The organism is Lactimicrobium massiliense, from assembly GCF_900343155.1.
Lineage (GTDB): Bacteria > Bacillota_I > Bacilli_A > Erysipelotrichales > Erysipelotrichaceae > Bulleidia > Bulleidia massiliensis.
The window spans coordinates 72,967-94,675 of sequence record NZ_OUNG01000003.1 but is presented as its reverse complement, the minus strand read 5'-3'; the positions used below and the strand labels follow the sequence as shown (position 1 = coordinate 94,675).

The 21,709-nt window shown below is 48.8% G+C and carries 19 protein-coding genes; 13 read left to right on the top strand and 6 right to left on the bottom strand.

Translation table 11 applies throughout. From position 1 onward, the window contains the following. The first annotated feature begins 61 nt into the window (after positions 1 to 61). The 8 genes from typA (at position 62) to DHU66_RS06195 (ending at position 9,038) form a co-directional block, all read left to right on the top strand. Positions 62 to 1,909: a translational GTPase TypA gene (gene typA / locus DHU66_RS06230; protein ID WP_108775021.1), complete on the top strand. Its 1,848-nt coding sequence runs from the start codon at positions 62 to 64 to the stop codon at positions 1,907 to 1,909. Positions 1,910 to 2,032: 123 nt separating this feature from the next. Continuing rightward, on the top strand, positions 2,033 to 2,935 hold the full coding sequence (locus DHU66_RS06225) for an ROK family protein (RefSeq protein ID WP_108775020.1): 903 nt from the start codon (positions 2,033 to 2,035) through the stop codon (positions 2,933 to 2,935). Positions 2,936 to 3,597: 662 nt separating this feature from the next. Continuing rightward, on the top strand, positions 3,598 to 4,146 hold the full coding sequence (locus DHU66_RS06220) for a DJ-1 family glyoxalase III (RefSeq protein WP_108775019.1): 549 nt from the start codon (positions 3,598 to 3,600) through the stop codon (positions 4,144 to 4,146). Positions 4,147 to 4,197: 51 nt separating this feature from the next. Further along, a complete protein-coding gene (locus DHU66_RS06215) occupies positions 4,198 to 5,670 on the top strand; it encodes a monomeric [FeFe] hydrogenase (RefSeq protein WP_245309420.1) in 1,473 nt (490 codons plus the stop codon). A gap of 13 nt (positions 5,671 to 5,683) precedes the next feature. Beyond that, positions 5,684 to 6,244 (top strand): DUF1349 domain-containing protein, encoded by a 561-nt coding sequence (locus tag DHU66_RS06210; protein ID WP_108775018.1) that lies wholly within the window; start codon positions 5,684 to 5,686, stop codon positions 6,242 to 6,244. A 4-nt stretch (positions 6,245 to 6,248) separates the two neighbouring features. Then, a complete protein-coding gene (gene pepT / locus DHU66_RS06205) occupies positions 6,249 to 7,472 on the top strand; it encodes a peptidase T (RefSeq protein ID WP_108775017.1) in 1,224 nt (407 codons plus the stop codon). Beyond that, entirely contained in the window at positions 7,469 to 8,395 is a 927-nt protein-coding gene (locus DHU66_RS06200) for a 1-phosphofructokinase family hexose kinase (RefSeq protein WP_108775016.1), read from the top strand. The genes pepT and DHU66_RS06200 overlap by 4 nt, the downstream gene beginning before the upstream one ends. A gap of 19 nt (positions 8,396 to 8,414) precedes the next feature. Continuing rightward, complete coding sequence (locus DHU66_RS06195; protein ID WP_108775015.1) at positions 8,415 to 9,038, top strand: hypothetical protein; 624 nt, start codon at positions 8,415 to 8,417, stop codon at positions 9,036 to 9,038. Positions 9,039 to 9,081: 43 nt separating this feature from the next. Here DHU66_RS06195 and DHU66_RS06190 read toward each other — a convergent pair whose 3' ends face one another. Then, the gene (locus DHU66_RS06190) at positions 9,082 to 10,566 is read right to left on the bottom strand and encodes a family 1 glycosylhydrolase (protein ID WP_108775014.1); all 1,485 of its coding nucleotides are present in this window, start codon (positions 10,564 to 10,566) and stop codon (positions 9,082 to 9,084) included. A 47-nt stretch (positions 10,567 to 10,613) separates the two neighbouring features. Between DHU66_RS06190 and DHU66_RS06185 the strand changes: the two genes are divergently transcribed. The 4 genes from DHU66_RS06185 to pepF are packed head-to-tail and all read left to right on the top strand — an operon-like array spanning position 10,614 to position 15,321. Beyond that, positions 10,614 to 11,084 carry a GNAT family N-acetyltransferase gene (locus DHU66_RS06185; protein ID WP_108775013.1) on the top strand — a complete coding sequence of 157 codons (471 nt, stop codon included), beginning with the start codon at positions 10,614 to 10,616 and terminating at the stop codon, positions 11,082 to 11,084. An 18-nt stretch (positions 11,085 to 11,102) separates the two neighbouring features. Continuing rightward, a complete protein-coding gene (cls, locus tag DHU66_RS06180) occupies positions 11,103 to 12,632 on the top strand; it encodes a cardiolipin synthase (RefSeq protein ID WP_108775012.1) in 1,530 nt (509 codons plus the stop codon). A 15-nt stretch (positions 12,633 to 12,647) separates the two neighbouring features. Further along, the gene (locus DHU66_RS06175) at positions 12,648 to 13,517 is read left to right on the top strand and encodes a patatin-like phospholipase family protein (protein WP_108775011.1); all 870 of its coding nucleotides are present in this window, start codon (positions 12,648 to 12,650) and stop codon (positions 13,515 to 13,517) included. After that, the gene (pepF, locus tag DHU66_RS06170; RefSeq protein WP_108775010.1) at positions 13,510 to 15,321 is read left to right on the top strand and encodes an oligoendopeptidase F; all 1,812 of its coding nucleotides are present in this window, start codon (positions 13,510 to 13,512) and stop codon (positions 15,319 to 15,321) included. Before DHU66_RS06175 ends, pepF begins: the two co-directional genes overlap by 8 nt. Before the next feature lie 19 nt (positions 15,322 to 15,340). On the opposite strand, the gene DHU66_RS06165 is transcribed toward pepF, so the two are convergent. The 5 genes from DHU66_RS06165 to DHU66_RS06145 all read right to left on the bottom strand — a co-directional run bounded on the left by DHU66_RS06165 (position 15,341) and on the right by DHU66_RS06145 (position 19,420). After that, complete coding sequence (locus DHU66_RS06165) at positions 15,341 to 15,556, bottom strand: type II toxin-antitoxin system antitoxin (RefSeq protein WP_108775009.1); 216 nt, start codon at positions 15,554 to 15,556, stop codon at positions 15,341 to 15,343. Continuing rightward, positions 15,556 to 16,542: an SPFH domain-containing protein gene (locus tag DHU66_RS06160; RefSeq protein WP_108775008.1), complete on the bottom strand. Its 987-nt coding sequence runs from the start codon at positions 16,540 to 16,542 to the stop codon at positions 15,556 to 15,558. The genes DHU66_RS06165 and DHU66_RS06160 overlap by 1 nt, the downstream gene beginning before the upstream one ends. Before the next feature lie 66 nt (positions 16,543 to 16,608). Then, complete coding sequence (locus DHU66_RS06155) at positions 16,609 to 17,889, bottom strand: M15 family metallopeptidase (RefSeq protein ID WP_108775007.1); 1,281 nt, start codon at positions 17,887 to 17,889, stop codon at positions 16,609 to 16,611. Continuing rightward, positions 17,886 to 18,542, bottom strand: coding sequence for an RluA family pseudouridine synthase (locus DHU66_RS06150; protein WP_209451761.1), 657 nt, complete (start codon positions 18,540 to 18,542; stop codon positions 17,886 to 17,888). Before DHU66_RS06150 ends, DHU66_RS06155 begins: the two co-directional genes overlap by 4 nt. Beyond that, entirely contained in the window at positions 18,539 to 19,420 is an 882-nt protein-coding gene (locus DHU66_RS06145) for a class I SAM-dependent methyltransferase (RefSeq protein ID WP_108775005.1), read from the bottom strand. Before DHU66_RS06145 ends, DHU66_RS06150 begins: the two co-directional genes overlap by 4 nt. A gap of 109 nt (positions 19,421 to 19,529) precedes the next feature. Between DHU66_RS06145 and DHU66_RS06140 the strand changes: the two genes are divergently transcribed. Next, a complete protein-coding gene (locus DHU66_RS06140) occupies positions 19,530 to 21,707 on the top strand; it encodes an ATP-dependent helicase (RefSeq protein ID WP_108775004.1) in 2,178 nt (725 codons plus the stop codon). The last annotated feature ends 2 nt before the right edge of the window (positions 21,708 to 21,709 follow it).

Sequence of the window (21,709 nt, the reverse complement as noted above, 5' to 3'; positions counted from 1 at the left end):
GATTTATGCAGACCAACTCAATATAATAGACACGTTTCGAGATTAAGAATGAGGTGAGCATATGGATTATCAGAAGATTATCAATATTGCAGTGATTGCCCACGTCGACGCAGGCAAGAGTACGCTTGTCAATGCGTTCCTCAAGCAGAGCCATGTCTTCAAGGACAACGAGAAGGTTGTGGACTGCATCATGGACTCCAATGATCTGGAGCGTGAGCGCGGCATCACGATTTATTCCAAAAACTGCTCGGTTACGTATAAGGACTATAAGATCAACATTGTCGATACACCAGGTCATGCGGATTTCTCTTCCGAAGTTGAGCGTATCATGCGTACCGTGGATACGGTCATCCTGCTGGTTGACAGTGCCGAAGGACCGATGCCGCAGACCCGTTTCGTTCTGAGCAAGTCTCTGGAGATCGGCCTGCGTCCGATTCTGCTGATCAATAAGATGGATAAAGCAGACCAGCGTGCAACCGAGGTTATTGATGAAGTTTATGATCTGTTCCTGGAGCTGAATGCGACGGATGATCAGCTGGACTTCCCGATCCTGTATGGCGTGGCAAGAGAAGGTATTGTCCGCTATGACTGGGACAAGGATACCAACAACGATATCGTGCCGCTGTTTGAGACGATCATTCATCATACCCAGCCGTATCCGAACCTGATGGATGAACCGGTACAGATGCAGATCTGTGCACTGGCTTATGATGACTATATTGGCAGACTTGGCATCGGCCGTATTTACAAGGGTACTCTGAAGGCTGCCACACCATATGAAGTGTGCAATGCCAATGGTACGATTCATCAGGGCAAGACAAACCAGATCTTTGTCTATAAGGGACTGAGCCGTATTTCTGTTGATGAGATCCAGTGCGGTGAAATCTGCATGATCTCCGGTATTCCTGATATCAACATCGGTGATACGCTGTGCCCGGTTGGCGCGCCTGATCCAATGCCTGCCATCAAGATTGAAGAGCCGACTCTGTCCATGAACTTTATGGTCAATGATTCACCGTTTGCAGGTCAGTCCGGTAAGTATGTGACTTCCCGCAATATCCGTGAAAGACTGGAAAAGGAACTGGAAGTCAATGTCGGCCTGAAAGTGGAAGACACCGACTCCACAGATACCTTCAAGGTATCCGGCCGTGGTGAGCTGCATCTGACGGTTCTGTTGGAACAGATGCGCCGTGAGGGATATGAAGTTGCAGTATCCCGTCCGCAGGTTATTCTCAAGAAAATTGATGGCGTACAGTGCGAGCCGGTTGAGGAAGTTGTCATTGATGTACCGACAGAATATTCCGGTGCTGTCATCTCCGCCTTGAATGTGCGTAAAGGTGTTCTGAATGACATGGAAGAGATCGGTACGTATACACGTATTACGTACATGGTTCCTACCAGAGGCCTGATTGGTTTCCGCAGTGACTTCATTAATATGACGCATGGCGAAGGTACGATTGTGCAGCGTCTTGCGGACTATGAGCCATGGAAGGGTGAAATTCCGCAGCGTGAAAACGGTGCTCTGATTTCAACGGAAACCGGAAATGCCATGACCTATGCACTCTGGAATATTCAGGAAAGAGGCCAGTTGTTCATTGGTGCTCAGACACCGGTCTATGAAGGCATGATCATCGGTGTTTCCAGCAAGAATATGGATATGGGCGTCAATCCGATCAAGAATAAGAAGATGACAGCTGTGCGTTCTACCGGAAATGATGAAGCCATGAAGCTTGTTCCGCCGCGCATTCTGACATTGGAAGGTGCGGTTGAGTTCATCAATGATGATGAACTTGTCGAAGTCACACCGACAGATATCCGTGTCCGCAAGAAGTATCTGACGGAGATTGACAGACGCCGTCACTATCGTGCACTTGGCAAGCTCGATGCACAGGAAGAAAATTCCAAGTAACAGATCACAGGGCAGAGATGTCCTGTTTTTCTGTTATTTTGCAAAGACAGTCTGCAGGCATATAATAAGAAACAGAGCATTTGGCATTTTGTGATACGGCAGGGAGCCAACGGAGGAAGCTTCGTGAAGAATTATTTATGTTTTGATATTGACAATGGCACGTTCCGCTATGGCATTGTCTCGCAGTGCCTGGATCTGATGGACAGCGGCCGCATGACCTTTGGCATGTCATGCAAAGAAGAGTTGTTTGAACCTCTTTGTGATGTGGCAGCCAGATATAAAGATCAGGTGGATGGAATCTCCATCACGATGCCTGGTGTCATTGACCGTAAAAAAGGCATTGCCTACTCTGGCGGCGTTTTCCGCTGGGTTCATAATATGGACTATGCGGAAGAAGTAAAGGAACTGACTGGCTTGAAGACTGTCATTGCCAACGATGCCAAGGCAGCAGCCATGGCTGAAATCGGCTATGGTGCCCTCAAGGGAATCCGCAATGGCATGATGGTCATGATTCTTGGCGGCGGCATTGGCGGTGCGGTGATTATGGATGGCAAACTGTGTGATGGCGCCCATTACGCAGCCGGCGAATTTTCCTATATGCGTGCAGACTACCAGGACCGCTATGGCAAAAATGGTATTTTTTCACAGACAAGCGGTGTGGATTCCCTGGCGCAGTGTGTTAATGAGGCAACCGGACGTGATGATATGAATGTGATCCGGATCATGATGCGGCTGCAGCAGAACGACCCGGATGTCCTGCGTGGAGTAAATACGTATTGCGACGGGCTGGCCTCCTATTTGTATAACATCCAGTGTGTCATCGATTCCTCCAGGATCGTCATCGGCGGCAATATTTCTGAGCCTGTCTTTCTGAAATTAATCCAGGAAGCTGTACACAGACGCTTTGAAAACGTGCCGTATCATAACATCTGGGAGCCGGAGGTTGTAGAATCAGACTTTCATTCCAATGCCAGAATGTTTGGTGCCGTTTATAATTATCGTCAGTTAATTGAAAATGCAGATTAAGTTTATGTAAGCCCTAACATAAACAATATAGCTGAAATAAATTTGAAATACAAGACTGGTAATGATACCGCGGAAAGCTATTATATAAGTGCAAAGAGAAAGAGCCAACCGAATGAGAGCCGGGAGGTATCCAATGAAACCAGGAATTTATGGAGGCAGGTCATAGAAACCTGCAAATAACAAAGCATTCAATTCTGACTTCTGATATTTCTGTCAAAGCCTGATGGAAGCGCAGAGCGAAGCCACTGGAAACAATCCGCAGACATGAAAAAGCTGTTCATGGTGCCCTGTGTATAGGGTAAGTCTCTTGGAACATGAGCTGGCAGTGAGGAAAAAGGAAAAGTTCATGAGCGCCGCAATTGTAACAGCAGCGGCAGTAGGTAAAACATGACATGATCTGCCTTTCAGTGGTCAGCAATGGCTGAACAAAAGCGAAAAGGAAAACAAAACACATCAGGAATCCTGTATATGTAAGCAGATGGGCAAGATGAAAGAGAATCGGTTGTGCCATCATAAGCATGAAATGCAAAGAAGCTGAAATAGAAACTGACAGGATATTGTGAAGCGGAATGAAGAGAAGGAGAGTCGGACAGCCCCGACTCTTCTTTTTATGAGTGGTGGAGTGTATACTAACATGGTATAATTTTCACAAGGAGGCTGAAATGAAGAGTCTTGTATTTCTGGCTGATGGTTTTGAAGAGTGTGAAGCTCTGGTAACAGTGGATCTGCTGAGAAGAGCAGGAATCCATACAGATATGGTTTCAATCAGTGATCGTTTAACGGTGCATGGTTCTCATGGCGTGGATGTCAGTGCGGATCTTCTGCTGAAAGATGTGGATGTCAGTACATATGATGTCGTAGTTTTGCCCGGCGGCAAGGTTGGCACAGCCAATCTTGACAAGAGTGATACCGTTAAAGCGGCGGTGCTTGCCCATTACAAGGCAGGAAAGCTGACCTGTGCAATCTGTGCAGCGCCTTCCGTGCTGGGACACCTGGGTATTCTGAAGGATAAATACTATACATGCTTCCCGAGCTTTCATGATGAGAGCTTTGGCGGCAAGTTCATGATGGTGCCGGCTGTTGCGGACGGCAATGTTGTGACCGGCCGCGGCATGAGTGCCTCGCTGGAGTTTGCCCGTGAGATTCTGAAGAAGCTGATTCCGGACAGTGATCTTGCCAAAGTAGAGTATGGCGTTCAGTATTATCGCTGAGATATCATATTGTTATATTTAAGGGATTGAGAAAAAGGAGAACAACGGATTATGTTCAGTATGCTGACAAGTGATGCCAATCTGTTCAAGTTTGATGTCTTGACAGAGGTGGCAAGAGAATCTTTTGAGGGAGAACTGGCAGAGGAAAAGGTGAATGCCTTTGCACGTCAGCTTGTCTCGCTTGGGGGAGAGCGGTTCCGCTGCTGTGTGTATAAGGAAAGAGAAGTTCTGCGGCAGAGAGTGCGTCTGGCCCTTGGCAAGATGGCAAATGATTCTGAAATCTACAAGCCGAAACAGATCGTGCAGGTCATTGATGCGGCATGTGACGGCTGCACCATTCAGAAGATTCAGGTAACAGATAACTGCCGTAAATGTATGAAGAAGGCATGCCTGGCTGCCTGCAACTTCGGTGCCATTTCCATGGGTGCCCACCGCTCGGTGATTGACCATGCCAAGTGCAAGGAGTGCGGTGCCTGTGCACGTGCCTGCCCGTACAATGCGATTGTTGTTACGGAACGTCCATGCTATGCGCACTGCCCGGTACAGGCAATTTCCTGGAATGATGCCAAGATCTGTCAGATTGACGAGGACCGCTGCATCAACTGTGGTGCCTGCCTGAAGGCATGCCCGTTTGGTGCGATCTCGGATATGAGCTGGGTATCACAGGTCATTCATCTGCTGAATGAGAAAGTAGAGACGTATGCGATTGTGGCACCTTCCATCCAGGGTCAGTTTGAAGCAGCCAGCCTGCCAGTGATCTTCAAGGGTATTGAGATGCTTGGCTTTACCAAGTGCGTGGAAGTTGCGAGTGGTGCTGATGCGGTTGCACATAATGAAGCTGAGGAGCTGATCAAGCACAAGGAAGCCGGTCTTCCTCTGACAACATCCTGCTGCCCTGGCTTTGTCAATATGTTGATGATTCACTTCCCGGAGCAGTACAAGGAAAACAAGAGTACGACAGTTACACCGATGATGGCTACGGCACGTAAACTGAAGAAGGATCATCCTGGCTGTCAGGTCGTCTTTATCGGTCCGTGTGTTGCCAAGAAGCAGGAAGCAATGCAGGAAGTCAGTGCAGTTGACTATGTATTGACCTTTGAAGAGCTGATGGCAATGTTTGCGGCCAAGGGTGTAGACCTGGATGAGATTCAGGGTGATGAGAAGCTGACAGCATCCAACTATGGCAGAAACTTCGCTGCCAGCGGCGGCGTTGCGGCTGCGGTTGTAGAAGCTTTGAAGGAAATGGGGTATGATAAGCCTGTTACTTCCGTGCTGGCTAATGGCGGCATGGAGTGCAAACAGCAGCTGAACCTGATCAAGTTCAAGCGCTTCAAGGCAGATATTCTGGAAGGCATGGCATGTGTGGGCGGCTGTATTGCCGGCCCGGCCGTCATTTCTCAGCCTGCTCAGGTCAAGGGCAGAATGCTGCGTGAGAACATGGCTAACAAAGCAACAACGATCCATGATTCTCTGACTGCAACAAGTTATGAGAATGTTGATATGGATGTCAGACACAAAATCTGAGTAGAATAGATACATGACGAAAATTGACGCGAATCAGTTGAAATGGATCCGGAAGCCGGAACGCTATATTGTCAGAAGGGACTGTGTGATTCTGGAAACAGAACCGTATACAGACCTGCGGGGGCACCGGCACGGGGCAGAGGCAGTAGAGCTGTCTTTGAAACCGGATGGCTATTTCATGTTTACTGTCCGCGTCGATTTTTCGTATCAGGGCAAGTTTGACCAGTGCGGCATTCTGCTGTACAACGGTTCCAGACGGAAAGCGGTCTGCTGCACGAAGCGGCGCAATGAAGAGCTCGATGAGCTGGATGTGATCGTATTTCATGGCAAATATGGCGACCGTTCCTGCCGTGAGATTGGCACAGCGATCCGCTGGATGTATTATCGTGTATGGTACAGGGCCGGGGCGGTACGGATTCAGTACAGCTTCAATGGCAGGGTATATTCGGATGTCAGACAGTTCAGAATGGAAGAACGCAATGGTCCGATCCGCATTGGCATCTATGCCTGCAGCCCGCAGGATTCCCATTTCGACTGTACATTTTCACAAATGGAACTGAAAGAAAAGAGGTAAACAGATGAGCGCACTAGAAAGATTGATCCGCTATTGCAGAATTGATACACAGTCTGATCCAGACAGTCAGACATCTCCTTCCACAAAGAAGCAGTTTGATCTGGCAAAGGTATTGCTGAAAGAATTGCAGGACATGGGGATTCAGGATGCCAGTCTGGATGATGCGTGCTATATCTATGCACATCTGGAAAGCAATCTGGACCATGAAAGTCCATGTGTCGGCTTCATTGCCCATATGGATACAGCACCGGATTACAGCGGCACTGGCGTCAATCCGCATGTGATTGAAAACTATGATGGAAATGATATTGATCTTGGCAATGGCGTCATCACACACATTGCTGACTTCCCGGAGATGGCATCACTGAAGGGAAAGACACTGGTGGTGACAGATGGCACGACCCTGCTTGGCGCAGATGACAAAGCAGGCATTGTCTCTATTATGGAAGCACTGCAGTATCTTGTTTCTCATCCTGAAGTAAAGCATGGCCGCATTGCTGTTGCCTTTACACCGGATGAAGAAGTGGGCAGGGGCACGGAGCATTTTGATGTGAAGAAATTCGGTGCTGATTTTGCCTACACCATGGATGGCGGCGATATCAGCGTCTATTCGGATGAGACCTTCAATGCAGCATCTGCTGTTGTCAAATGCACAGGCGTTTCCATTCATCCGGGTTCTGCCAAAAACAAGATGGTGAATGCCCTGAATGTGTGCGTTGATTATCACAATCTTCTGCCGGCATATGAAAGACCAGAGCACACGGAAGGACGCGAACCGTTCTTCCATCTGCACAGAATGCATGGTGACGTGGATTCTGCTGAGGCAGAATATCTGATCCGTGCTCATGAAACAAGTGATTTTGAGCAGATGAAGAAGCTGATGCAGCAGGCAGCTGACTATATCAATGATGCATATAAGCGGCAGGTGATTACAGTGGAGATCAGCGATACCTATCACAATATGAAGGAAGTGCTTGTCAAGCATCCTGAGGTTTCAGAAATTGCTGTTGCTTCATTGAAAGATCTTGGCCTGACACCGGTCAATGAGAGTATCCGCGGCGGCACAGATGGTTCCAATCTGACCTTCATGGGTGTGCCGTGTCCGAATCTTGGCAATGGCGGCGGCAACTGCCATGGCCGTTATGAATACTGTGTTGTGGAGCAGTTGGAACAGTCCAGCCAGCTGATTGAACAGATTGTCAGGCGGACTGGGGAGATGAGAAAATGATCTGTACATGTACACTGAATCCATCTTTGGATTATTTCATGGAAGGTGACCGTCAGCTGCAGCCAGGAAAGCTCAACCGTTCGCAGCTGGAATATTATGAAGCCGGCGGCAAGGGCATCAATGTGTCCATTGTCCTCAATAACCTTGGCATTCCAACCCGTGCCTTTGGTTTCATCGGCGGTTTCACCAAGGACTTCTACATCGATCTGCTTGCCAAGTATGAATTCATCCGTCCGAATTTCACCTATACGGAAGGTCATACACGCATCAACGTCAAGCTGCGCAATCAGGATGAAAGCACGGATATCAATGCGACGGGTCCTTACATCACGGATGTGGACATGCAGAATCTGATGGGGAAGGTATCCCGCCTGAGTGAGGGAGATTATCTTGTTCTGGCTGGCAATACGCAGGATTATCTTGTGGAAGATGTCAAGAAAATGCTGCAGGATGCCGTCAGGGAGAAGGTCAGAGTATGCATGGATACGGATCCGCGCCTGATGAAGGATATGCTCGGCGCTGGCCTGTTTATGATCAAGACAACCCCGGCGGAGCTTTCCAGCATGGTGGATTTTCCTTTGGATGATGAAGCGGCATTAATCAAAGCAGGCCGTCAGCTCCATGACGATGGTGTGCAGAATGTGCTGATTCTTTCTGAAAACAGAGATGCCCTGCTTGTCTGTGATAAAGGCGTCTATGGAGCAGCCCTGCAGAGAGAAAGCAAAGCAGTCAATACAGTGGGCACAGGTGATGCCCTGGTGGCTGGCTTCCTGATGGACTATCTGCGCTCTAGGGAACCGGTGGATTCTTTCCGGTTTGGCGCATCCTGCGGCAGTGCGAATGTCTATTCACGCGGCCTGGCTACCCGTGAGAAGATTGACAGTTTCTATGAGACAACCAAAGTCAGAAAGATTTCTGACTGAATTTCTGGAGATGTGATAAATGAAGAAAATGCTGATAGCGGGAGCGCTGCTTGTTTATGCGTTCATGTTTGTCAACACGGATCCCGATGCCGTCACTACTGTATCAACCAATCCTATTACCATTACCGAGAATGTATCAATTGACAGCAGTGCAGCAGATATGACAGCGTATGGCCTGAGTGATCCATCTGCCCATGCCTTCCGGGAAATTTCCATGTCGCAGGCCCTGCAGATTTTCCAGCAGGGCGGTTCTGCCATTCTGTTTTTTGCCAAGCCGGACGGCACAGAATGCGTCACCGCGGCACCGGTTCTTAATGAAGCCGCAATGAACCTTTCTGTGACAGTCTATTATGTAGATACCAATTCGGACTACACGCAGGATGATTACAATGCCCTGACATCCCTGATCTCAGAAACCTTTGTCACAGATGATTCCGGCAGCAAGTCGTTCTTTGTACCGGATGTTGTGGCAGTGAAAGATGGTGCTCTCAGCGGCTATCATGTTTCCCTGCTTGATGGCATCAGTGCCGCCGCCGGCAGTGTGCAGCTGAGCAGTGATCAGAAGAATGAGCTGTATAACGATTATGTCAGTGTCATTCAGTCCGCTGCCGACAATGCAGTGCCGAGTTCCGCAGCCCAATAATCAACATGAAAAGAAGCTGGAGTTGCATTTCCAGCTTTTTATGTCATTCTTCAAACAGGGCAGCACCGTTTGTTTCAATGATATGTTTGTACCAGTAAAATGACTTCTTGCGGTAGCGGTTGAACGTTCCTTTGCCATGGTCATCACAGTCCACATATACAAAGCCATAGCGTTTTGACATCTGCTTCGTGCTTTCTGAGACAAGATCAATGCATGCCCAGGACGTATAGCCCAGCAGCTGCACGCCATCTTCATAAATGGCATCATACATGGCTTTGAAGTGATCTCTGTAATAGGCAATGTGAGCATCATCATTGACGGTATAGGTATCGCCGTCTTTGACGAGTGTTTCTTTTTCACCAAGGCCGTTTTCCACGATGAACAGCGGTTTGCGGTAGCGGTCATACAGATCGACAAGCGAAATCCTCAGGCCGGTTGGGTCACTCTGCCAGCCCCATTCACTCGTTGGCAGATATGGATTTTTCACAGCAGTGATCGTGTTGCCGGCGGTTGTTTCAAGATTGTCAGTATGATGAGCAACACAGCTGGAGGAATAGTAGGAGAAGGAGATGAAGTCAACCGGGTATGCCTTCATGATCTTCAGATCATCCGGCTCCATCTGGATGCGGATGCCATGATTTTTGAATCTGGCAAGCAGATAAGCTGGGTATTCACCGAATACCTGCGTATCACTGTAACAATACGTAGAACGCATTCTCTGCTGTGCTTCCAGCACATCCAGGGGGTTCGGAGAATAAGGATAATAGGTCAGCTTGGTAAGCATACAGCCGACTTTGGCATCCGGATCTTTTTCATGAATATACTTTGTTGCCAGGGCACTTGCCACAAACTGGTGGTGCATGGACTGAAAGATCACTTCTTCAAATTTCTCGGGTGCGAAACGGTCTTTGATCAGGCCGCCGGTTGTGAACGGATGGCGGATCATGGAATCCACTTCATTGAAGGTCAGCCAGTATTTGACGTATCTGCCATAGCGGTCAACGATCGTGCGGACAAAGTTCATGAAGAAGCCGATGGTTCTGCGGTCATACCAGCAGTTGTATTCCAGGGCAAGATGCAGCGGCGGTTCATAGTGGGAAATTGTTACCAGCGGCTGGATGCCATATTTCTGCAGTTCCTGGAACACGGCATCATAGAACTGCAGGCCTTCCTCATTTGGCTGATCCTCATCACCCTGAGGGTAAATGCGGCTCCAGGCAATAGACATGCGGAAAACCTTGAAGCCCATCTCACCAAGCAGGGCAATATCTTCCTTGTAGTGGGAATAAAATTCGGACCCATGGCGCTTGGGATAATGATCCATGTCATCCGGATTGGCCAGGGCCTCTTCAACATCCTTCATCAGTACTTCATTCTGTTTCTTGTAGTCTTTGACATCGGTATCCAGATGGCTGCGTGCACAGTCCGCAACACTCCATCCTTTGCCGCCCTGGTTGAAGCCGCCCTCAAACTGGTTGGCAGCGGTGGCACCGCCCCATAAGAAATCTTTCGGAAATGTATGTGTCATAATTTCTCCTTTTTCTAACTTCATTTTATAATGGGACTGGAGTTGATATGCCAGGTTTCTTTTCTTTTTTCCAGCCGCGTCAGAAAATCAGCGGCCATATCGTCGATCTGATCCAGGAAGAACATCATCTGCCCGGCCATGGCAACGCGTATGAATCCTATGATTTCGGCATCTATTTTCATCATACGGCGATCCGGATCGGCCAGTGTGATCTGCGGATCGGCATGAACAGAGAATTATATTATGCCGGTAATATCGGCTATCGGATCTATGCCCAGTACCGCGGTCATGGCTATGCATATGACGCCTGTCAGCTGCTGCTGGTGCTGGCCCGTGACCGCTTTCATATGCAGGAAGTGATCATCACCTGCTCACCAGAGAATATTGCCAGCCGCATGACACTGGAAAAGCTCGGCGGCACAAAGGTGGAAACCGTGCCGGTTCCCCATGATCACTGGCTGTATCAGCGCGGGGAAACCGTCAAGATCATCTATCTGTATCCGTTGAGCAGGAATTGAGAATGGTATAATAGAGCCATGCATAAGCTGATACGGGTACTATCTTCAAGATTATTTCTGGTCATTGCCCTGGTTATTGCCCAGATTTACTTTCTGCTGGCTTATATCTGCCAGTTTTCTTATGTCAATAATCTGACGCCGCTGTTTACGCTGATCGGTCTGCTGCTGGCGGTATGGCAGGTTAACCGCAAGACAGATCCGGCGTATAAGATTGCCTGGGTGGTTGTGCTGCTGGCAGTTCCGGTCATCGGCGTGCCGATGTATCTGCTGTGCGGCAATAAGAAGCTGTCCCGCAAATTGTATGATGGCACATTGAATGCCAGCACAAAGCTCAAGGCTGCCCTGAAGGAAGATCAGGATCCGGCTGTATTGAAACAGATGGAGAACACACCGGTATCCCGCCTGTTTCACTATGGCTGGCAGACATGCGGCTTTCCTATCTATGACAGTACAAAGACAACGTACTATAAGTCTGGTGAAGAGTGGTTCCCGGATTATCTGGAAGCACTGCGCAGTGCAAAGCATTTTATCTTCATTGAGATGTTTATCATTGACAGGGGATCCGTATGGGATGAAATTCTTTCGATCCTGAAGGAGAAGGCCGCTGCCGGTGTGAAAGTGAAATTGATCTATGATGATTTTGGCTGTGTCACCATGCCGCCGAATATGTACAAGAAGCTTGGAAAGTATGGCATTGAGGCATATCCGTTCAACCGCCTGCGGCCGACACTGATCGTGCAGATGAACAACCGTGACCACCGTAAGCTGACCATCATTGACAACCGGGTGGCATTCACCGGCGGTGTCAATCTATCGGATGAATATGTCAATCGGATTGTGCGCTTTGGCTACTGGCGCGACAGCGCCATCCGGGTGGAAGGACCGGCGGTATGGTCCATGACTTCTCAGTTTCTTGGCATGTATCACTATCTGTCCCATGGCGGCGAAGATGCGGATTACAGCAGCTATCACCTGGAAGCACCGCATTTCCAGGTGACTGGCTTTGTACAGCCGTATGCAGACTCGCCGACGGATGGAGAGGATGTGGGCATGACAGAGCATCTGAACCTGATCAATCATGCCCGCCGCTATGTATATCTGAATACGCCGTATCTGCTGTTGAATGATGCGATATCAAGAGCTTTGCAGACAGCGGCGAAAAATGGTGTGGATGTGCGCATCCTGACGCCTCATAAGCCGGATAAATGGCTGGTCTTCCAGGCAACCCGTTCCAATTATCTGGAACTATTGCAGAGCGGTGTGAAGATTTACGAATTTACACCTGGATTCAATCATTCCAAGGCGATTGTAGCCGATGATGAAATGGCAATTGTCGGTTCGGTAAATACAGATTTCCGCAGTTATTTCCTGCATTTTGAGGATGGCGTGCTGATGTGGCATACAGATGCAGTCAGGAATGTGCGCAAAGACTTTATGGAAGCGATTGGCCAGTCACAGGAAATCACATCCACTTATGTGCTTGCCCATACGAATGTGTTTATCCGTATATTCCGTGGTATTCTGCATATGCTGATGCCGCTGGCATAACAAGGAGAAGATTAGATGAAACAACGTATTGGTCTGGTTCTGGAAGGCGGCGGTGTCCGCGGTGCCTATACAGCAGGTGCTCTTGCCTGGCTGCAGGATCATCAGATTCATTTTGATTACAGTGTCGGGATTTCTTCAGGGGCAGCGTATCTTTGCTGCTATCTGTGCAATGATGAACATACGCCGAAGAACATGGCAACGATCTATGCAGCAGATCCCCATCTGGTTGGCGTGTATGCACTGTTTCACTGCGGTTATTACGTGGATTACCGCAAGATTTTTGAAACATATCTTCTGGGAAAGGAACATATGTCCATTGCAAAGATCCGTGAAGAAAAGCCAGATATGGAAATCGGTGCCTATGACCTGAATCAGGGTAAAACGATTTACTTCGGGCCGGAAGATCTCGATGATCAGCTGAATGTGATCCGCGGTGCCTGCTCTTTGCCGGTGGCATCTGAGATTGTCGACTGGCATGGATACCGGCTGCTCGATGGCGGCATAACCAAGATGATTCCGATTGAGCGTGCCATTGAAAAGGAATGTACGAAGTGCCTGGTGATCACAACCAAGCCGGCTGATTATGTCCGTCCGGATTCCAGCAAAATTGTCATCTGGCTGATGAAGCATATCTATAAGGAATGCCCGCAGGTTGCGAAGGATTACAAGGTGCGCAAGGAAAATTACTATAAACAGCGCAAAATCATAGATGATATGATTGCGCAGGGCAATGCCGTGAATATTCTGCCTTCAGTGGATATCAAGGTATCACGCTGGAAGGGCGATCATGACAACTGTGTAAAGCTGTATGATCTTGGCTATCAGGATATGGAAACAAGAAAGGAAGAAGTGTATAAACTTCTGCAGGAGGATCAGGATGAGTGAGAATGTATTGAAAGAAAGAAAAGACATGGATCCCAGATATGAGTGGGATCTGACAACATTGTTTGCGGATGATGCGGCATGGGAGAAGGCTTTTTCGGCATTGGATGATGATATTGCCAAAGCTTCTTCTTTTGCCGGTACTTTGAAGGATGCCAGCCATATCAAGGCATGCTTTGCATGGGAAACAGAGGTGAGCCGCCGTCTGGATGATGTGATCTGCTATGCATCACTGCGTCATTCGGAGGATTCCCGTGACCACACTGCCCAGTCCATGTATTCACGTGCGTTTGGCAAGTATGCCCAGCTGGCAGGTGCTGTCAGTTTCATCCAGCCGGAAATCCTTTCCCTGCCTGAAGACCAGCTGAATGCTCTGGCAAAGGATCCTCTGCTTGCGGGCTATGCCTATACGATGCAGAAGCTGATCCGTGAAAAGCCGCATACACTGTCTGCACCTGAAGAAAAAGTACTTTCTTCATTGAGTGATGCACTCCGTGCTTCTGGAGAAACTGCCAGTACATTGCAGGATGCGGATCTTCGTTTTGAGGCAGCTGCGGACTCGGAAGGAAATATGCATGAGGTTACTGGATCCTCATACATTCCGCTGCAGATGAGTACAGACCGCACCCTTCGTAAAAACAGCTTTATGTCCTATTACAATTCCTACCGCCAGCACATTCATACATTTGCCTCTACCTATGCAGGCTGCGTAAAAGCTGCCACTGCCGAGGCAAAGCTGCGCGGTTATGAAAGTTCCCGTCAGGCATCCATGGCTGCCAATAACATTCCGGTATCTGTCTATGACAATCTGATTCAGACTGTGCATGACAACATGGATGCGATGTACCGCTATGTCGCACTGCGCAAGAAGATTCTCGGCCTGGATGAGCTGCATTACTATGATGTCTATGCACCGCTGTCTGCCGGTGATCATGCAAGCTATACCTATCAGCAGGCACAGCAGATGGTGCTGGATGCGGTGGCACCTCTTGGCAAAGACTATGTCAACCGGGTCAGGGCAGCGTATAAAGACGGCTGGATTGATGTGTATCCAAATGTTGGGAAATCCGGCGGTGCCTATTCTTCCGGCACCTATGATTCCAATCCGTTCATTCTGCTGAACTTCACCGGATCTTTGGATTCCGTTTCTACACTTGCCCATGAGATGGGCCATTCTCAGCATACATGGCTGACCCAGCACCATCAGCCAGCTCAGTATTCCGGCTACAGTCTGTTTGTGGCAGAGGTTGCTTCTACAGTGAATGAAAATCTGCTGATTGAACAGCTGCTGCAGAACTGCCATGAGCCAGCCAGAAGACTTGCTCTGCTGAACCAGTATCTGGAAGGCTTCAAGGGTACGGTGTACCGCCAGACGATGTTTGCTGAGTTTGAAAAGGAAGCACATGCTATGCAGGAAAGGGGAGAATCCCTGGATGCGGATGCACTTGACCATCTGTATCAGAACCTGGTGGCACAGTACTTTGGCAAAGATCTGGTTATGGATGATGAAGTTGCCTATGAATGGGCAAGAATCCCTCATTTCTACTCTCCATTCTATGTGTATGTCTATGCAACAGGCTATACAAGTGCTGTGGCTCTTTCGGAAGGCATTCTGAAAGAAGGAGAGCCGGCAGTGAAGAAGTATCTGGAATTCTTATCCATGGGCGGCAGTGCTGATCCGCTGGATGAACTGCGTCATGGCGGCGTAGATCTGACAACGCCAGCACCGATCCAGAAAGCGCTGGATAAGTTCAGAAGAGTTCTGGATGATGCTGAAGAAACCTACGCACAGCTGCAGAACAAGTGATTGTACATGCAAAAAGCCATCAATGATCTGATGGCTTTTTCTCTGGAATCTGGATATCTAATGGTTCATCAAGGTGCTCACTGACATATTTCCCGTTCTTGCGGCGCTGGCGCACACACTCTGTAAGCAGGTATTCGATCTGACCATTTACAGAACGGAAGTCATCTTCTGCCCATGCGGCAATGGCATCATACAGCTGCTCGGAAAGCCGCAGCGGTATCTGCTTCTTCTGCATCAATACAGACTGCCTGTATTCACAATCGGCTGGGCATCATGATTGCCGCAGAGTACAACGAGCAGGTTGGAAACCATGGCTGCTTTCCGTTCATCATCCAGTTCAACGAGCTTGTTGTCATTCAGTTTCTGCAGGGCCAGCTCCACCATGCCAACAGCACCATCCACAATCATCTTGCGGGCATCAATAATGGCAGAAGCCTGCTGTCTCTGCAGCATCACTGAGGCAATCTCCGGCGCATAGGCAAGATACGTAATACGTGCTTCCAGCACTTGAAGGCCGGCAGTATTGACTTTCTTCTGAATTTCGTTGCGGATACGCTCTGCCACAACTTCGGCAGAACCTCGAAGACTTCCTTCATCCGGAATACCATCTCCGGTAGTATCCACGTTCTCGGCAACATCATACGGATAAATACGCACAATATCACGCAGCGCTGCATCACACTGCAGAGAAAGATATTCCTTGTAGTTATCGACATTGAAGACAGCCTTGGCTGTATCTTTTACCTGCCAGATCACGGCAATGGAAATTTCCACCGGCGTGCCAAGACAGTCATTGATTTTCTGCCGGCCATTGCTCAGCGTCATCCGTTTCAAAGAAATCTTGCGGCTGCTTCCCACTTCTGCCTTTCCCTGTGCGGTTGCTGCTTTTTCACTGACATCACCGCTCTGGGCAAGATGGGTGCGGGCAGCCGGATTGACAGACTGGCAGAATGGATTGACAAAATAGAAGCCTGGCTCCCGGATCGTGCCGATGTAGTCACCGAACAGGGTAAGCACAAGTGCTTCCTGCGGCTTGAGTACACACAGTCCTGGAATCAGGATCAGACAGAGGACCCAGCCGATCACAGCAATGATGCCAAACACAATGTTGTTCTGCTGGATGCCAAGTACAAACAGGATGGTAAACAGAGTCAGGCCGGCAATAATCGCAAGCATAACAGGCATGCCGGTCTTTCTTGTCGTGTAAATCTTCTCTTCCATAAGATTTCTCCTTTTGATATCAAAAAGATATCATCATGAAACGTTCCTGTCAATAAAAGAGATCTCCTATTGTGGAGATCCGGAAGATGCACTTGGCGCGGCTGCAGCAGCAGCCTGCGCAGTACTGATGGGGCTGGCACTGGCTGATGCATGATTTGAAGTGATGCCGTCTGGTTTCAGTGTTTCATCATTCCACGGGGCCAGATACAGTGCATAGTATTCATCATAGGTTAAGCCAGATGCCGCAACTGCCTGGGCGATGTCTTTGCCAACATAACGGTAATGATCCGGTTCTGCGGTAAAACCGGTGATGCTTTCTTTGCCGGAAGGGTAGCGCTCAATAAAGCCATAGGATGCCGCATTCTCTTTGCACCATTGGTAAGCTTCGGTATCCGTGAATTCCTTGTCGCTTTCATAGGTAGAGGCAATATTGACGGCAAGACCGCTTTGATGTTCGGAAGCACCTTCCTTTGCCGCATTGGCTTCGGCATAGTTTTCCCCATTGTATAAAGCGATGGTCTCCCAGGCACTTTTCTGATCCTCATAGGACCGATAGCCCAGTACACCATAGAAGTAGGCACCATCACTGGCCGCAGCCGCACACATTTCCTGAAAGGCACTGGCTGCTTCAGAACGCATCTGTACATCCGCTATAGCATAGCTTTCATCCACAGTGACAAGATCAGAAGGCACATAATCCGCCGCAAGCAGATTCTTCTTGTTGACAAGGACCGTAATCTCATCCGGACTGGCAATTTCGGCGGTCTTGGCATAGTTGGCGACATAGGAATTGCTCAGCGTGAAACTGGATGTGCTGTTTTGATCACGGTTTGCGGCACAGTCATCAATATAGGGCTGCTCATTGTACTGGTAATCAAATACAAGAAGCGGTGTGATCTCCCAGGCAGAAAGGTTCTGGAACAGATTCTGCAGCTGATCGGTTTCATAACCCTTGTCTTCCAATCTGCTGTACAGAAGGAAATCTTCCTCATCGGGCATATTGTCCTCAGACATCACCAGGTACAAAGCCACATATTTCTGGTTGAAGCTGTTATTCAGGATCGCCTTTGCCAGGCATGGAGAATAATACTTGTTCTGCAGGATATAGCTGGTCAGACCCGAAGAGCGGATGTGGGAAATTTCTGTCTGGTTGTAGCCAAGTTCTTTCAGCCTTTTTTCCTGCAGATAATTCGGCATAAACACAATGGCCGAAATACCAATGACAATGGCAAGAAAGCCAATCAGCACCGATTTGCGGATATGTCTTCTTCTTTTCTTTTTTGGTCTGGGATCTGGTTTTAACGCATCCCAGTTGATCCGGTATCTTCTTCTTTTCTTTTTCATCATGCAATGTCAAATCCGTGCCAGTTTCCATTTCCGGGCACATCCCTGACGGTGATACTCTGTTTTGTAATGGGATGAGGGAAAGAAAGCTGCACGGCCCACAGGGCAATCTGACCGCGGCCGGGATGCGGATTGTAGCGCTGATCATACAGCAGAGGCATGCCTCTGCTTGCAAACTGCACCCTGATCTGATGCGGCCGTCCGGTTAAAAGATGAATCAATACAAGTGTCCTGCCATTTTTCTTCTGCAGGACTTCATATTCCAGAGCACAGTATCTGCCATGTGCCTTGTCAGTCACAGCAACCATGTTTGTACGGCTGTTTTTCTGCAGATAATCTTCCAGCTTTCCACTGTCCTGCTTTGGCGTGCCATCCAGAACAGCCAGATACTGTTTGTCCAGCTGATGGGTCCGTACGGCTTCTGACAATCTGGAAGCTGCTTTGGAAGTTTTAGCAAAAACCATACAGCCGCCCACCGGCCGGTCCAGTCTGTGAACCAAACCAAGCCATACATTGCCCGGTTTATGATACTTCTCTTTGATATATGCTTTGCACAGAGACACCATATCCATATCTTTGCTTTCATCCGCATTGACAGGTACATTGACAGGCTTTTCTACGCACAGGACATGATTGTCTTCGTATAGGACTTTCATTTTCTCTCCCATCTGGCATAGATACCGCAGGGCAGTACAAGGTCCGGCCTGTGCTGCAGGGGAATGCCGATCTCACCGGTATCAATGGTGCCATCAGGATGCTTTGGCAGCACCATGGTCTGAAACATGTCTTTCAGCACCAGAGAGGAAAAACCGGTTGTATAGGAATTGATCAGGAAGAACAGAGCATGGTCATCCAGAATGTCCAGGCATGCTTTGAGCAAAGCAGTGACTTCCTTGTCAAACTTCCACATTTCACCATTGGGACCGCGGCCATAGCTGGGCGGATCCATCAGAATGCCATGGTATGTTCTGCCTCGTCTTTTTTCCCGTTCGACAAACTTCAGGCAGTCATCGACGATGAAACGGATCTTATGATCCTGCAGGCGGCAGAGATCACGGTTTTCCATTGCCCACTGCACCATGCCTTTCGCAGCATCCACATGTACAACCTCAGCAGCACCTGCTTTGGCACAGGCCATAGTGGCACAGCCTGTATACGCAAACAGGTTCAATACCCGGATATTTTCTTCTTTGTGAGCCTGAATGAGAGAGCTCATCCAGTCCCAGTTGACAGCCTGTTCCGGAAAGATGCCGGTGTGCTTGAAGCCAGTTGGTGAGACCTTGAAGGTCAGGCCATGATAGCCGATCGTCCATTCCTGGGGAAGATGTTTCCGGTATTCCCAGTTTCCGCCGCCTCTTTGAGAACGGTGATAGATGGCATCTGCCTGATTCCAGGAAGGATCCTGGGCATCCTTTGGCCAGATGGCCTGGGGATCAGGCCGGCGCAACGTGATGCCTTTCCATGTCTCTAATTTTTCTCCGTCCCCGGCATCCAGGCACTGAAAATCTTTCCATTGATCCGCTAAATACAGCATGTTATCCTCTTCCTTTTGCGTGAATTATAGCATGAGCCAGGCATGCTTGTGTGATTGCGGTCTGCCAATGGTATAATTGACCAGCAACAATCACGGGAGCTATTGATCAATGAATACAGAGAGTCTGAATGAAAACCAGAAAAAGGCAGTGCTTTCCAATGCGAAACATCTGCGGATTATCGCCGGGGCAGGGTCTGGCAAGACCCGGGTGCTGACCATGCATATTGTCCATCTGATTGAGGATGAGGACGTATTTCCCCAGCATATTCTGGCCATTACCTTTACCAACAAGGCGGCCAATGAGATGAAAGACAGAGTCGCAAAGATGCTTGGCGAAGGACATGCCAATCCTTTTATTTCTACCATCCATGCCCTCTGTGTGCGGATCCTGCGTGAGGATATTGCCGTCATCGGCTGGCCGCGCAATTTCACGATTGTCGATGCAGAAGACCAGAAGTCCATCGTCAAGGATGCTTACAAAAAATATGGACTGGATGGCACAAAGTATGCCACCGGTACCATGCTTGCATATATTTCTGCCAATAAGACCGAAGAAATATCTGTGGACAGGGCAAAGGAGATGGCTGGCAGCGATCCGGATGAGAAGAACAAGGCACTTGTGTATGAGTACTATGTGGAAGAACAGAAAAAGATGTATGCCCTGGACTTTGATGATCTGATTGTCGAAACGGTCCGGCTGTTCCGGCGCTATCCGGATGTCGCGGCCAAGTGGCAGCGCCGTTTCCGCTATATCCTGGTCGATGAGTTTCAGGACATTGACCGCATGCAGTACACGCTGATCCGTCAGCTGGCCGGGGATGACAACAGTCTGCTTGTCGTTGGCGATCCAGACCAGACCATCTATACGTGGCGCGGAGCAGATGTGAATATCATCATGAATTTTGAAAAGGATTTTCCTGATGCGGAAACGATCATTCTCAATGAGAACTACCGTTCTACAGATATGATTCTGAATGGTGCCAATGATGTCATCCGGCACAACCGCCACCGGGTTGAGAAACAATTGTTTACCCAGCATCACAGCGATCAGAAGATCACCCATTACAGTGCGCCCAGCGATGAATACCAGGCCATGTGGATTGCATCAAAGGTCAAGGAACTGCATGACAAAGGAAAACCATACCATGATATGGCAGTGCTGTACCGTTCCAACTATCTGTCCCGCTCATTGGAAAAAGGCTTTCTGGATGAGCGGATTCCGTACATCATCTATGGCGGCATCCGGTTCTATGACCGCCAGGAAGTCAAGGATGCACTGAGTTATCTGCGTCTTTGTGCCGGTGCGGATGATCTTGCTTTTACGCGTGTGATCAATAAGCCGAAAAGAGGCATTGGCAATAAGACACTGGATACCATCCGGGCACGAGCTGAACAAGACGGCACATCCATGTATGAAGCTGTCAGAAACCATCCGGATCTGTTCAAGGGCAAGACAAAGAATACGATTGATTCATTTGTGGCAATGGTGGAAAGCTGGAAAAAGTGGGCTGTCAGTCCGGAGTATCAGCTGACCAAGCTGCTGGAACGGATTCTGGATCAGTCCGGCTATCGGACAGCTTTAGAGGAAAGCAAGGAAACCGACCGTCTGGAGAACCTCAAGGAACTGATTGATGATGCCCGTGAGTTTACGGTGAACTATCCGGAGAGCTCGCTGGATGAATATCTGCAGATGGTATCGCTGTATGGTGATCATGAGCAGACAAACCAGTCTGACTTTGTGCAGCTGATGACAGTCCATGCGGCAAAGGGACTGGAGTTTGACACCGTGTTTGTCAGTGATCTTAACGAAGGCATTTTCCCTAATGAAAGAGCCATGACAGACAGTGTGCGCGGTATTGAAGAAGAACGCCGGCTTGCCTATGTTGCCTTTACCAGAGCAAAAAACAAGCTGTATCTCACCGATGCCGGCGGTTTCTCGTTCATGCTGCAGATGGTGCGGACACCATCCCGCTTTATTCGTGAGATTGATTCGCAATGGATTGAGCATCTTGGTGCCTCGCATGCCCATACGGTGCTTTCCAATGACCGCAGACATCTGCAGATGCAGGAAAGCGATCATGATGAGACATTTGAAGAACAGATGCAGCGTGCAAATGTTCCGCACTGGAAAAAGGGAGAGCGCGTTCTGCATCCTAAGTTTGGTGAGGGCTTTGTCGTGAAAACAGAAGGCGGTCTTGTGCAGATTGCCTTTGCGTATCCCTGGGGTGTTAAAAAAATTGCGGCTGGTTTCCCGGGATTAAAGAAAGTGAGCAGTCTGAAGAGCTAATA